10 protein-coding genes are annotated in these 13895 nt (G+C 42.2%); 1 reads left to right on the top strand and 9 read right to left on the bottom strand.

The annotated features are described in order from the left end of the window. Position 1: 1 nt before the first annotated feature. From D0469_RS02915 to D0469_RS02905, 3 genes are all read right to left on the bottom strand, one after another. Positions 2-1147 carry an iron-containing alcohol dehydrogenase gene (locus tag D0469_RS02915; RefSeq protein ID WP_117325146.1) on the bottom strand — a complete coding sequence of 382 codons (1146 nt, stop codon included), beginning with the start codon at positions 1145-1147 and terminating at the stop codon, positions 2-4. Positions 1148-1338: 191 nt separating this feature from the next. Continuing rightward, positions 1339-2940 (bottom strand): sigma-54 interaction domain-containing protein, encoded by a 1602-nt coding sequence (locus tag D0469_RS02910; protein WP_117325145.1) that lies wholly within the window; start codon positions 2938-2940, stop codon positions 1339-1341. A gap of 24 nt (positions 2941-2964) precedes the next feature. Further along, the gene (locus D0469_RS02905; protein ID WP_117325144.1) at positions 2965-4113 is read right to left on the bottom strand and encodes a M20 peptidase aminoacylase family protein; all 1149 of its coding nucleotides are present in this window, start codon (positions 4111-4113) and stop codon (positions 2965-2967) included. Positions 4114-4890: 777 nt separating this feature from the next. Between D0469_RS02905 and D0469_RS02900 the strand changes: the two genes are divergently transcribed. Beyond that, positions 4891-5898: an LLM class flavin-dependent oxidoreductase gene (locus D0469_RS02900; protein WP_117325143.1), complete on the top strand. Its 1008-nt coding sequence runs from the start codon at positions 4891-4893 to the stop codon at positions 5896-5898. 255 nt (positions 5899-6153) lie between these two features. On the opposite strand, the gene D0469_RS02895 is transcribed toward D0469_RS02900, so the two are convergent. The 6 genes from D0469_RS02895 to D0469_RS02870 all read right to left on the bottom strand — a co-directional run bounded on the left by D0469_RS02895 (position 6154) and on the right by D0469_RS02870 (position 13824). Then, positions 6154-7047: an NAD(P)-dependent oxidoreductase gene (locus D0469_RS02895; protein ID WP_117325142.1), complete on the bottom strand. Its 894-nt coding sequence runs from the start codon at positions 7045-7047 to the stop codon at positions 6154-6156. Positions 7048-7059: 12 nt separating this feature from the next. Then, positions 7060-7827: a hydroxypyruvate isomerase family protein gene (locus D0469_RS02890; RefSeq protein WP_117325141.1), complete on the bottom strand. Its 768-nt coding sequence runs from the start codon at positions 7825-7827 to the stop codon at positions 7060-7062. 95 nt (positions 7828-7922) lie between these two features. Continuing rightward, positions 7923-9716: an L-lactate permease gene (locus D0469_RS02885; protein WP_117325140.1), complete on the bottom strand. Its 1794-nt coding sequence runs from the start codon at positions 9714-9716 to the stop codon at positions 7923-7925. Positions 9717-9948: 232 nt separating this feature from the next. Further along, on the bottom strand, positions 9949-10725 hold the full coding sequence (locus D0469_RS02880; protein ID WP_117325139.1) for an IclR family transcriptional regulator: 777 nt from the start codon (positions 10723-10725) through the stop codon (positions 9949-9951). Positions 10726-10786: 61 nt separating this feature from the next. Next, positions 10787-11569 (bottom strand): fumarylacetoacetate hydrolase family protein, encoded by a 783-nt coding sequence (locus tag D0469_RS02875; protein ID WP_117325138.1) that lies wholly within the window; start codon positions 11567-11569, stop codon positions 10787-10789. Between the two features lie 74 nt (positions 11570-11643). Further along, a complete protein-coding gene (locus D0469_RS02870) occupies positions 11644-13824 on the bottom strand; it encodes a malate synthase G (RefSeq protein WP_117325412.1) in 2181 nt (726 codons plus the stop codon). Positions 13825-13895: the final 71 nt, after the last annotated feature.

The raw sequence follows: 13895 nt of genomic DNA, 5'->3' as shown, positions 1-13895 counted from the left end.
ATTAGTAAGCTTCGCGGTAGATCTTTTCCATATCCTTCACGCTGAGCTTTCTTGGGTTGTTTTTAAGCAGCCTTACCTGTTTTGCTGCTTCCTCAGCCATTTCAGCCAGGGCAGATTCCGGAATGTCAAATTCACGCAGCGACTGGGGAATTTCAACATACCGGCATAATCTGGTCATAGCTTCGATTGCCTTATCCGCAGCTTCATCGTCAGTCAGCCCATCCGTTTTTTCTCCTAACGCTTCAGCGATATCACGGAATCTTTCCAGGCAGGCAATTTTGTTCCATTTCATTACATAAGGCAGCAGCAGTGAATTGCTGACCCCATGCGCCATGTGGAAACGGCCGCCAAGCGGGTAAGCAAGAGCATGGACAGCCCCTACCCCAGCGTTGCCAAATGCCAGTCCAGCCATCAGGCTTCCTGTTATCATGGCTTCGCGTGATTCCAAATTATCCGGCGCTGCATAGGCTTTAGGAAGGTGCTTTGAGATAAGTTTCATTGCACCGATTGCCAGTGCATCTGTTACAGGCGAAGCAAACTTAGAAATATAGGCTTCCACAGCATGTACCAGTGCATCCACTCCGCTGGCTGCTGTTACACTTGGAGGACAGGTCAATGTCATTACCGGAGAAACAATCGCTGTATCCGGCAATAAGTAAGGGCTTACAATTCCTTTTTTAACTTTTTCTTTCTTATCTGACAAGATGGAAATATTGGTAACCTCTGATCCCGTTCCTGCAGTAGTAGGTATGGCGATTAATGGAAGACCCGGAACCTCGACAAGATTTACCCCAAAATAATTATCAATTGACCCTGAATTGGTAGCCATAACGGATGCTGCTTTTGCAATATCGATAGCACTTCCGCCACCAACAGCAATAAGTCCATCATGGTCTCCCTGCTTGATAGCTTGGACAGTTTGCTCAACAATTTCTATTTCCGGCTCAGGGTTCACATCTGAAAAAATCCCTGCTTCCTTTGAAAGAAGCTCCTGTACCTGATTAACGACTCCTGCTTGAATCAAAATTTTATCCGTTACAATCAAAGGATTTGTGATTCCAAGACGTGAAACCTCTTCCGGCAGCTGATGAAGTGCTTCAGACCCGGTAATTAATTTGTTAGCCATTGAGAATGTAGAAAAATTCATGTTGTTCTCCCCTTTCTTACTTAATTTTAGATGCAAGACGCGTGCCAAGTTGAAAGCGCTTTACTTAAGTCGACAATTATTCACAGAAAAAACCTTTATTCACAACAAAATTTTCACATTACCACTTATGAGATGGATTTAAATAATTGAAGATAAAAAGAAAAAAACGAGTAGAAAACGAATCGAAAGTATCATTTTGATTCGTTTTCTACTCGAATGTGATATTTTTTCATTTTCTGAACGATAGCGCTTTGACTTATACCCAGTGATTTAGCTGCGCTTCGGGTGCTGCCGTATTGGTGAATTGCTTCGAGAATAAGAGACCTTTCCAGCTTTGCTGTTTCCTCCTTTAATGTTCCCGTTTCTGTTTTCAGGATAGCAGGCTGAAGGAACGGCGGAAGATCACTGACATCGATGTCAGTGTTAAATGTGATTACTACCAGCCTTTCAACCAGGTTGGCAAGCTCCCGGATATTCCCCGGCCAGCCGTAATTAGTAAGCCATTCATAGCATTCAGGAGTAATTTTTTTATCTTCCTCATATTTGGTATTATAGCGGTTTAAGTACATTTCCAGTAAAGGCATGATCTCTTCCCTTCGATCCCTCAAAGGAGGAACTTCAAAGGTTACGATATTAAGCCTATAATATAAATCTTCACGGAATCTGCCTTCATTGACAAGATTTTTCAAATTACGGTGAGTGGCAGTAATAATTCGAACATCTACTTGAACCGTTTCAGTTCCTCCAACCCGCATAAACCGGTTTTCTTCAACAGCCTTCAAAAGTTTTACCTGCAGATGCAATGGCAAATCAGCTATTTCGTCCAAAAATAGAGTCCCGCCATTTGCTTCTTCAAAAATTCCTTTCTTTCCCTGTTTCAATGCTCCTGTAAACGATCCTGGTTCATACCCAAACAGCTCAGCCTCCACCAGATGCTCCGGAATAGCGCCACAATTTATTTCCATGAATGTTCCATTGCTTCGTAAACTCCTGGAATGAATATACTTCGCAATCAAACTTTTTCCGACTCCAGTCTCACCTTGAAGAAGAATTTTCGCGTCGGTTTTGGCCACTTTATCAGCCAGCTTAAAAAGCGGCCTCGTGGAAGGTCCGATTACCAGATTATCAAACCCAGAATGTTCAGGAAGAAAGGATGTATCAGCAACATGTTTAAAAGTAAGCTTTTGCAGGTCCAGTTCATGCTTTAAACGGATTAGTTCTGTAATGTCTCTAACACTGCTTAGCACATAAAGGACGTCGCCTTTAGCTGACATGATGGGTGTCGATGAAACGATTATTCTTCTTTCATTACGGATTTTCTGAATCAGGGTTACCGGCTGTTTCTTCAGAATTGCTTCTAATGATGCTGAAATCGAAATGATCCCTTCTTCAATTAGATGGCCCATATGCTTTCCATAAACTTCTTCTTCTTTGATGCCAGTAATCCGCTGATACGCTTTATTAATAAAAAGTGTAGTGCCTTTTCCATCGGTAACGTACACACCATCATATAAAGAATTAAACACAAGCCTGCAAAATTCACTTTGGAAGAAAGATTCAAACTGGCTGGAAGATATTGAATTTGGCAGCATATTTGGAATTGGAAGATCTGCTATCACAAACTGGCTGATCGGCCTTGTCAATTCCCCCTGCTGCACTGCAGCAGATAGCGCATCCATTGTAATATAACCCGCAAATCCTCCGGTTTCGTCATACACTTTTACAGCATTGCTGCCCTGTGGAAAATGGGTTATCGCTGCTTCTATCGTCATTTTCAGGTTATAATCTTTCATCAGGCAACTCTCCTGCTTGTCTCTTTATTTACCGGCTTCACCGTATTTGTTAAATGTTTCCAAAATAGTCCGCGCCAGTATCTCAATTCCTGATACAAGAGCTTCTCTTTTGAAATGCATGTATGGATGATGAAGGCCCGGCTCCAGGTCACAGCCCAGACCTAACATCGTGGCTTTAATATTTGGCCGTTCTTTCGTATAAAAATGGAAATCCTCCCCTCCCGGCGTAATAATCGGGTGGACATATGCTTCCTCTCCCATCGTCAGCTGGATAGCCTTAGCCATCATTTTTTCTGCCATATCACTAATTACCGCGGCGTAGACCCGTTCTGTTAATTCATTTTCAATTTCAACTCCATAAAGTTCACCCGTTTTAATAAGAATCTGTTCTACTTTGGAAATCAATTCTTCCATCGCCTCATTGGATTGGGCACGCAAATCCAGGTGAAACGTTGCGGATCCAGGGATAATATTAGAATTCGGACCACCTGCAGAAGCCTGTGTCATTTTTACGGAATATGGAACAAGCGGATTAAGATGGATTCCCTTTAACTGTTCTACGATCGTAGAAATGACTTCAATGGCATTCACAGCGAGGTGCGGCCGCGCACCATGCCCATCAAATCCAATAATTTTTCCCGCAATTGTAGTGGAAGCTCCATGGATTATCCCAGATGAAGCCTTGCCATAGGGAACTTCTTCAATTGGGCGCAAATGGACTCCGTACAAAAAGTCGATACCTTCCATTACCCCTTTTTCAATCATCTTTAGTGCACCCTCGGCAACTTCTTCTGCAGGCTGGAAAATAAACTTAAGGTTCCCTGGAATTTGCACATTCATCTTTTTAAGCAAAAGCATTGTCCCGAGAACCATTGTCATATGGGCATCATGTCCACAGGAGTGATTCCCTTTAAAAGTGCCGTTCACCTCCTGCCAGAGAGCATCCATATCAGCCCGGACACCCACGGTTAATCCGCTTTCTTTTGATGGCTTCCATTCTCCCACTGCCCCTGGGCAATCACTGAAGGTTGTTACCTCAAGTCCGTGTCTTTTCAAAAAGTCTGCGATATAGTCTGTTGTCTTATGTTCATTCCAGCTAGTCTCTCCATTTGCATGCAAATGTTCAAAAATTGAATCTAGCTCAGGCAGCAAAGTCTCCAAAAAATCCCTCATCCAAAATGCCTCCAATTACTCAATAAGTTATTTCTTAAACGTTCAATTTTTATATCTAAATCCATAAACCCTTTTTTTATGTAACTTATGTTAATGTTGCAGTGTGAGTGTTTTTAAACTTTTCTATTTTTAGTTTTATATCAATTAAGATACCCGATAAAAATAGCACCGACAAGCATTAGACTGCATAGTTGGCTTAATGACAAAAAGCCGATGGAACATTCCATAGGCTTTTTACTCTATTTGGCTTCATTTTTCACTATCCTCAGGCTTTTTTCAAACAGTTAAGTATAATGTGCGGAATTCTCCAATACTATGAATTCTATTCCTTTCAGGGGAATTAGCACCTTCTCATGTTTCCGTGGATAAAACACACCGCCACCTCTAACCTACGCACAGCATTAAAAAGATTGATCTTATACAGTTCTTCCTTTAAGTATTCATTTCTAAAGAAGCCCGAAATTGGTGGCCGGAACAAATGAGAAGAATTGTTACTGAATAGTTTTTTTATAGATTTCAACTAAATTGTTGCGGGCTAAAATACTCTATATTGAAAGATTCCTAACTTTGCTTTGGTTGATGCATTTTTAGTTCCATCCCTAAAATTGTAGACATACCGGAAAAACGTTGAATTTTCAAAAAAAATCCCCCTTCTGACTCCGACATGGATTACATGAAACTGTTAGGGAAAAGCTAGACACAGATTTCGGACTTTACACTTTTTACTTAAGGATCTTTTCGTGTAAAATAATAAGAACGGAAGGAGAGGACCCCCTTATGAAACTGAGCGTACTCGATCAATCACCGATTTCCAGGGGTTCTAATGCAAGAACCGCGTTAAAAAATACTTTAAAATTGACACATCTGACAGAAGAACTTGGCTTTGCCCGGTTTTGGGTTGCGGAACACCATAATACAAATGGGCTGGCCAGCACCTCACCGGAAGTACTCATTTCACATATTGCATCACAGACCAGTAAAATCCGGGTAGGATCGGGCGGCGTATTGCTTCCACAGTATAGCCCTTTTAAAGTAGCCGAAAACTTTAAGACCCTTGAGGCTTTATTCCCGAACAGAATTGACATAGGGATCGGCCGTTCGCCTGGAGGTTCTTCTTCCACACGTCTTGCACTTACCGATAGCCTAAGAAAAAGCCTTAACGAATTTCCGCGGCAGCTCAGGGACCTAAAGGGCTATCTCACCGACACTTTGCCTGAGGGACATCCTTATGCAGAAGTCAAGGCAACACCAATTACAGACAGCACGCCGGAAATGTGGCTGCTCGGCACTTCACACCGCGGTGCAAGGGTTGCTGCAGAAAACGGCATCGCTTTTACATTTGGGCATTTCATCAACCCTTCCAGCGGGCAAAGGGCTACAGAAGAATATTTTTCAGGCTTTACTCCTTCTCTAAACCTTTCCCGGCCAAAGATGAATGTCTGCATTTTTGTAGTCTGTGCAGATACCGAACACGAAGCAGAAGAGCTTGCAATTAGCCAGGACATATGGCTGCTGAACATTGGAAAGGGTTCGGACTCAACGATTCCATCTATTGTGGATGCAAAAAGAACCACTTTAAGTTTGGATGATCAAGACATCATCCAACAAAATAGGAAAAGAACAATTATCGGCACGCCGGATAAAGTGAAAGAAGAGCTCAGCCTTCTGAGTGAAATCTACCGGACTGAAGAATTTATGGTTATCACCAATACTTTTGATTTTGAAGCAAGGAAACATTCCTACAAATTGCTGGCCGAAGCAATATTAGGACAAAACAATCTTTAAACAAAGCTCTCCCGTAGTTTAGGCCCTCTCGGCATTTTAACCGAATAATTTTAAAATTGACGAAATTATTCCTTATTAGACGAAATCGGACGGGTATCAGCTGCTGCACACTTTCATTTCCCGATAGGTAAGCAGATTTTTTTCAACATACATTACCAACAAAGTTCAGGAAAGAGAGACAATACTTAATAATTTTTTAATTTCGTCAACAATTAAAAAAGCCCTCATCATTAAAACAAGATGAGAGCTTTGTACCTATCTTCTCTTATTAACCTCGATATTACATTCCTTTTCAAGCGGCTGGATGACTGCTGACATATCTTTGTCAGCAAGACCCTGATCGATCGCTCTTGCAAAAGACCGTTCTGCAAATCGCCCGGAGAATTCGGTCATGCCTGTCTGTTCAAATAACGTGTTTGCCAGAGCGACATCCTTATGTACGTACTTCACTGCTCCTCCAGGCTCAAATTGCCGGTCCAGGACGAAATTATCCATATGCCTGCGAAGTATCCTGCTATCACCATAGCTAACTGACAGCAGCTTATACAGCAGCTCTGGGTCAAGGCCAAGAGCTGCTCCCGCTACCATTGCTTCCGAAGCGGCAACGGAATGGACAGCGACCAAATACTGATTAATCAATTTAGCTATCGTACCGGAACCTGATGGACCTAAATACTTGACCGTTGCTCCAATGGTTTTGAGGATAGGCAAAACATCTGCAAAAACATTTTCCTCCCCTCCGGCCATTATCGTCAAGGTTCCCTGTTCTGCCCCTTCAGGCCCTCCACTTACCGGTGCATCGAGATAGCTGATGCCTTTTTCTCCCGCTTTGTGAAATATTATTCTGCTCGTATCTGCGCCAACTGTTGTGAAGTCGATACAGATAGCAGAAGACTTTGCGTTTTCAATGATTCCGTCAGGCCCCTGATAAACAGTGAGTACATCATTCGGCATTGATAGACAGGTACAAATGACGTCAGAGCTGCATGCAAGTGATGCGACCGTTTCAGATCTTAAAGCCCCAAGCCTGATCAGCGGTTCTGCTTTTTCCAGCGAACGGTTGAATACGGTAACTTCATGGCCAGCTTCCAGCAGCCGTTTGACCATCCTACTTCCCATGACACCTGTTCCGATAAATCCAATTTCCATGAAAACCCCCCCTTATCTAAGCCAGTCAAAGCTGTTTCCACTAATCTCCCTAGGTGTATATTCCAAGCCAATTAAACCCTTGTATTCTATCTCTTTAAAAAATTCAAATATCCTTTTAAAATCGATGCTTCCTGTCCCTGGCTGGTGGCGCCCCGGAAAATCAGCAATCTGTACATGGCCCACCATGTCATAGAATCTCTTAAAGTTTTCAAGCAAATTGCCGTGAATTCTCTGAATATGGTAAAAATCAAACTGCAGTTTTACATTCGGCATATTCACCTCTGCCAGGATACTATTTGCCTCTTCAAGATCAGCTAAAAAGTAGCCTGGCATATCAAAAACATTAATTGGTTCAATTAATAGTGTAAGATTGTGCTTGGCCATCTTAGAAGCAGCATATGTAAGATTGTCTATAAACACTTCTTTAGCTATTTTTTTATCCGCTCCCTCTAACAGAATGCCGGCCATACAGTGGATACTTGGTACTCGCAAAGCGGTTGCGTACTGTATTCCTTCGTCCACAGACTCTTTAAATTCAGTAATTTTTTCAGGTGAAACAGCCAATCCCCGCTCTCCCTGTTCCCAATTTCCAGGGGGCAGGTTAATTAATGCCAAAGAAAGCTGATTATCTTTCAGCTCCTTTTGGATATCACCTATTGAATAAGGATAAGGGAATTGACACTCTACAAACGAAAACCCGGACTTTCTAGCATTTTCAAACCGCTTCAGAAACGGTACTTCCGTAAAAATTGTTGATAGGTTGACAGAAAACTGGTTCATAAAAAATCCTCCTATTTCATTAAAAAAAATCAAACCAATGTGTTTATGGATACATTGGCCTGATTTTTTAGTTGTCAGGTTTAAATATTAATAGTTTATTTCGCTGCTTTAATATCGACCTGAGGATTACTAGCAACCAAAAGACTTGCCCGTTTATTATTTGTAGCGATAATGTAAATGGCAGCAAAAGCGATTAACGCTGCAACAATTGAACCTAGATTAAAGATTCCTTTTTGTGAATACCATACAATAGAATAGCCGACTGATCCAGCTAATAGCGCATAATATGCGAATGGAAAAAGTGTCTTCCGGATGACAACTCCTTCTTTGCCGACGAGGCCCACCACAGCGGAAGCTGCAACTACGTTATGCACGCATATCATATTACCTGCCGCTCCTCCAACTGCCTGGAGAGCAACGATCCATGTAGCATCAACGCCAATTTGCGAACCAACATCGTATTGGAATAGAGCGAACATCATATTACTTACCGTATTACTTCCGGCGATGAAAGCCCCAATACCACCAATGAACGTCGCGAAAAACGGCCAAAACTCTCCTGCTAATGCTGCGGCTCCATTAGCTAATTCTATAGGCATTTTATCGAAGCCCGCTGCACCTCCCCCGGTATTGGCGAAAACTTGAACCATAGGAACCGTAAAAACAAGTGCTGTTGAAGCTGCCAGTGTTGTTTTCCCAGATTCAGCCCAAGCTTTTTTGTATGCGCTTCCACTCATACCGTGCAGGAAAAAAGTAATAACAGTGACGAGTATGAATATTGTACCCGGTAGATATAACGGCTGGAAACTTGATGTGATTCCTGAATCGAAAATATTTTCAAATTTAACTGTCCATGACTGAAGCCACCCCATTATCGGAAGCGTTTTCAATCTGGATAATACTAAGAATGCGCCTACCAAAATATAAGGAGCCCATGCACGAACCATGCTCATGTTACCGCTTTTATGAGCAACTTCTTTAATTTCCAAATTTCCAAGCCATTCCGGATCCCATTTTGACTTCTCTTCAAAATCCCATGCTTCTTGCTCAGAAGGCATAAGAAATCCTTTTTTAGCTGCAAAAACGACAATTGCTAAACCAACTAGGCCGCCAATCATGGATGGGAATTCAGGCCCAAGCACATTAGCAACTATAACATAAGGAATTGTCATGGAAAACGCTGCGAACAATGCGAATTTCCATACCTTAATTCCTTCAGTAAAAGATTTGTTTTTCCCAAAAAATTTAGTCATTAAGGCAACAACAAAGAGAGGAACCAGTGTGCCGGCTATCATATGAAGAATTGCCACCTGACCGCCTATCTGAGTGACTAACGCCAGAAAATTATCGGTTATGCTTGGATCAGCCGATAATCCGGTCTGGACGCCAACAAGCATTGGTGTTCCAACAGCCCCAAACGAAACAGGGGTACTTTGAATTACCATACCGGCAATAACGGCCGCCATGGCAGGAAACCCTAATCCTACAAGCAATGGTACAGCTACTGCAGCAGGTGTTCCGAATCCAGATGCACCTTCAATAAATGATCCAAAAAGCCAGGCAATAATGATAACTTGTATCCGCCGATCCACCGTAATATCCGTGAATCCTTGACGAATCGTTTTCAAACCGCCGCTTTCCTGAAGCGTATTAAGCAGCAAAATAGCCCCAAAGATAATGTACAATAGCGTCCCTGCTACTACAAGGCCATTGATTGAAGCAGCCGCAACATTTCCGCCAGGCACTTTCCAGACAAACAGGGCGAGACCAACTGCAACTAAGTAAGAAATTGGCATTGCTTTACTTGCGGGCCACCTCAGCCCAACTAAAAAGATTCCGACTATAAGGATTGGTAAAAGAGATAAAAAAGCCAATATACCCGTACTCATAAAACATTTCCCCCTTGCGTTTTTTAATAACAAACATTGTTTTTAAATGTTGCGGAGAGAAAAACATTGTTATATAACTATAAGAACCATGTTATATAACATGATGTAAGTCTAATATTATTATACAAAGTTTCCGGTAATTTTCAATAATATTTTGAAAATTGAGACTTAATAATACGATATATAAAAAGTTGCCCGATATATCTTTTTTAAAGAAATCGAGCAACTTTGTTTAGCTGATTTTGTTTTCATATCCTAGCCGTTTAGAGATTTGCCTTCCTACATAAATCATTTTTTCCTGAAGCTGTTTCAAACGTTCATCAGTCATCCGCATGGTAGGTCCGGAAATGCTGACAGCAGCTATCGGCTTCCCGAGATGATCGAAAATGGGGACGGCAATACAAGTGATTCCATATTCATTTTCTTCTAAATCCAATGCAAACCCCTTTTGCCTTACATGATTTAACTCCAGCAGAAACACATCTATATCAGTAATTGTTTTATTTGTATGCAACGGCATTCCTTTTCTTTCCAATATTTCCATTACAACGCTGGCCGGCAAATTGGCAAGGATTGCCTTTCCAACGGAGGTGCAGTGCATCGGAGCTCTCTTCCCCACTTTGGAGTGCATCCGTAGAGTTTCATTTCCCTCAAGTTTTTCAATGTAAACGACTTCTCCCTGATCGTAAACAACCAAGTGGATAACCTCATTTGTTTCATTTTCGAGCTCCTGTAAATACGGCTTCGCTTCAGATCTGAGATCTATTGAATCCAGAAGCCGTGAGCTGACCTCCAGGAATTTATACCCCAGCTTATACTTTCCTGTTTCTTCATCCTGTTCTATATATCCATATTGAACAAGTGTCGAAAGAATCCGGTATACCGAGCTTTTATTTATATCTATTTGATTGGCTATCTCTGTAACACCCACGCCTCCTTTTTTCAAACTCACAATGGTAATAATATCCAAAGCCCTGCTCACAGACTTAACCATATTCTCCCGTTCCACATTGCTCACCTCTATTAGAAAGCTCCGGAACATATGGCCCGGAGCTAAAAAACTTCCGTAACTACCTCGTTGTCGCGTTTTCCTTCACTTTTGTGAACGTATTGCGAAGAACACCGATTTCTTTGATACTGCATTCAATTACATCTTCGTCTCCAACCAGCTCAGCTCCTACAGGACTTCCAGTCAGAATGACATCTCCCGGCTTGAGCGTCATCACGTTCGTAAGGTAAGAAATCATTTTCCGAATCGGAATAATCATTAATTCTGTGGCGCTGTTTTGCTTTTCAACTCCATTTAGTCTTGCTTCTACCTTCACCTGAAATGGATCCAGCTCCGTTTCAATTATAGGGCCAAGAGGTGTAAATGTATCAAACGATTTGCCAATTGTCCAGTGCCCATCCTGATGGAAAAACTGTGGTGCGGTGACATCGTTGCCCACAGTATATCCAAATACATAGTCAAGCACTTTAGACTCCGGTACGTTTTTTGCCTCTTTGCCAATTACGATTGCAAGCTCTGACTCAAACTTAACCTGTTCAGTCCCGTTCGGGATAACAATTTCATCCTCAGGCCCGATTACCGATGATACTGGCTTGAAGAAAAATACCGGAATTTCAGGTAGCTGTTCCGGAAGGTCTTGCACCTTGGATACATAATTTGCACCAATTCCAATAATTTGATTTGGTTCAAGCGGAGCCAAAAACTTTACCTCTGACTGGTTAAATGTTTCTCCAGTATACTCCCATTCTCCAAAAATATCTCCACTAATTCCTCTAATCGTTTCGTCTGTTTCAATAATACCTGTATGAACAACAGCATCAACTAAGAATCTTGTAAATTTCATCGCAAAAACCTCTTTTCATTATAGTTATTTCAGGGCATTCTAATCACTTAGAATGCCCCCTATTATTTTCGAAACTATTGTTTAACAGCAAACTTCGCTTTTGCTTCTAAACGGCGGCGGTGCAAAATTGGCTCTGTGTAGCCATTTGGCTGATCGTAACCAAGGAAAACAAGGTCACATGCAGCCTGGAAAGCTACGGAGTTTTCATAATCAGCAGCCATTGGAAGGTATGCAGGATCGTCTGCGTTTTGCTTATCTACAACCTTTGCCATCCGCTTCATTGTTTCCAATACTTGTTCTTTAGTAACAATTCCATGGTGAAGCCAGTTAGCCATATGCTGGCTGGAAATTCTTAAAGTTGCACGGTCTTCCATCAAGCCGACATTTAAGAAATCGGGAACCTTGGAGCAGCCTACTCCCTGTTCTACCCAGCGGACAACATATCCCAGAATTCCCTGGGCATTATTGTCAAGTTCTTCCTGAATTTCTTCCGGAGTCCATTGTGGATTTTCCGCCACAGGAATTTGAAGGATGTCATCCCGTAAATCATTAATGTCATTTAACAGTTCATTTTGAACGGCTGTTACATCAACCTGATGGTAGTGAAGGGCGTGCAATGTAGCAGCGGTTGGTGATGGTACCCATGCTGTATTGGCTCCTGCTTTAAGATGGCCGATTTTTTGCTTCAGCATTTCTGCCATTAAATCTGGCATTGCCCACATTCCTTTTCCAATTTGGGCACGTCCCTGGAAGCCCACAGCAAGTCCGGTATTTACATTAGCCTTTTCATATCCGGCAAGCCATGTAGATGCCTTCATGTCATTTTTACGGATCATTGGACCCGCTTCCATGGAAGTATGCATTTCATCCCCAGTTCTGTCCAGGAACCCTGTATTGATGAATACAACACGATCTTTAACCTCACGGATGCAAGCTTTTAAATTCAGGGAGGTGCGGCGTTCTTCATCCATTACCCCGATTTTCAGTGTATACCGTTCAAGGCCAAGCAGATCTTCAACACGGTCAAACAGCTCATTGGCAAAAGCAACCTCTTTAGAGCCGTGCATTTTTGGCTTCACAATATAAATGGAGTTTTTAGAAGTATTTTGATACTTTCCATTTCCAAGCAGCGTATGCTTAGCAACTAGTGAAGTAATGACAGAGTCAAGAATACCTTCCTGAATTTCCTGCCCATCTCCATCCAATATAGCGTTAATAGACATTAGATGCCCTACATTACGGACAAACATAAGTGAACGCCCGCGAAGAGTAAACTCCTCTCCTGAGGCAGAAGTATATCTGCGGTCCGGGTTTAGCGTTCTCGTCATTGTCTTGCTGCCTTTAGTAAACGTTGCAGCCAAATCGCCCTTCATCAGACCTAGCCAATTGCGGTACACTAGCACTTTATCTTCTGCATCGACTGCTGTTACAGAGTCTTCGCAGTCCATAATAGTCGTTACAGCAGATTCTAAAAGAACGTCTTTCACACCCGCTGCATCGGTTTTGCCGATTGGGTGGCTGCGGTCAATTTGAATTTCAAAATGAAGGCCATTGTTTCTTACTAAAACAGCATCAGGGTTAGAAGCATCTCCCTGGTAACCCGCAAGCTTCGTCTCATCAGCCAATTCAGCGATTTCCCCATTGCTTAAGGTAACCGAAAGCTTGCCATCCAAAATTGCATACCCTGCAGCATCCTTATGAGAAGCACCATTTAATGGCGCAGCCTGGTCAAGGAAATCTTTTGCAAAGGAGATAACCTTTTCTCCCCGAACTGGATTATAGCCTGAACCGCGCTCTGCGCCACCTTCCTCACTGATTGCATCCGTACCATAAAGAGCATCATAAAGGCTTCCCCAGCGCGCATTCGCGGCATTAATTGCATAACGGGCGTTATTAACAGGTACCACTAACTGCGGTCCTGCCTGAACGGCAATTTCTTCGTCCACGCCTTCTGTGGAAATTTTGTAATCCTCTGACTCGGGCTCTAAATATCCAAGTTCCTCAAGGAATGTCTTATAATCATTAAAATCATAACCTTCTTTATGATCTCGATGCCATTCATTTATCTTCTGCTGAATTTCATCACGGTGAGCCAAAAATTTCTTATTTTTTGGTGTCAAATCATTAACGATTGCTTCAAATCCAGCCCAAAATCCGTCTCTTTCCAACCCGCTCCCTGGAAGTGCTTCCGAGTTGATAAAATCATAAAGAACTGATGCCACTTGAAGTTTTCCTACTTTTACATAGTTTGCCATCATGTGTTTCCTCCTTTAAATTTGGCTGCTGTTACATTGTTTGTTATTACAAAACGATGTTTTTATTCTGC

It is taken from the genome of Peribacillus saganii (assembly GCF_003429095.1).
GTDB lineage: Bacteria > Bacillota > Bacilli > Bacillales > DSM-1321 > Peribacillus > Peribacillus saganii.
This window is presented reverse-complemented; position numbering and strand designations above follow the sequence as displayed.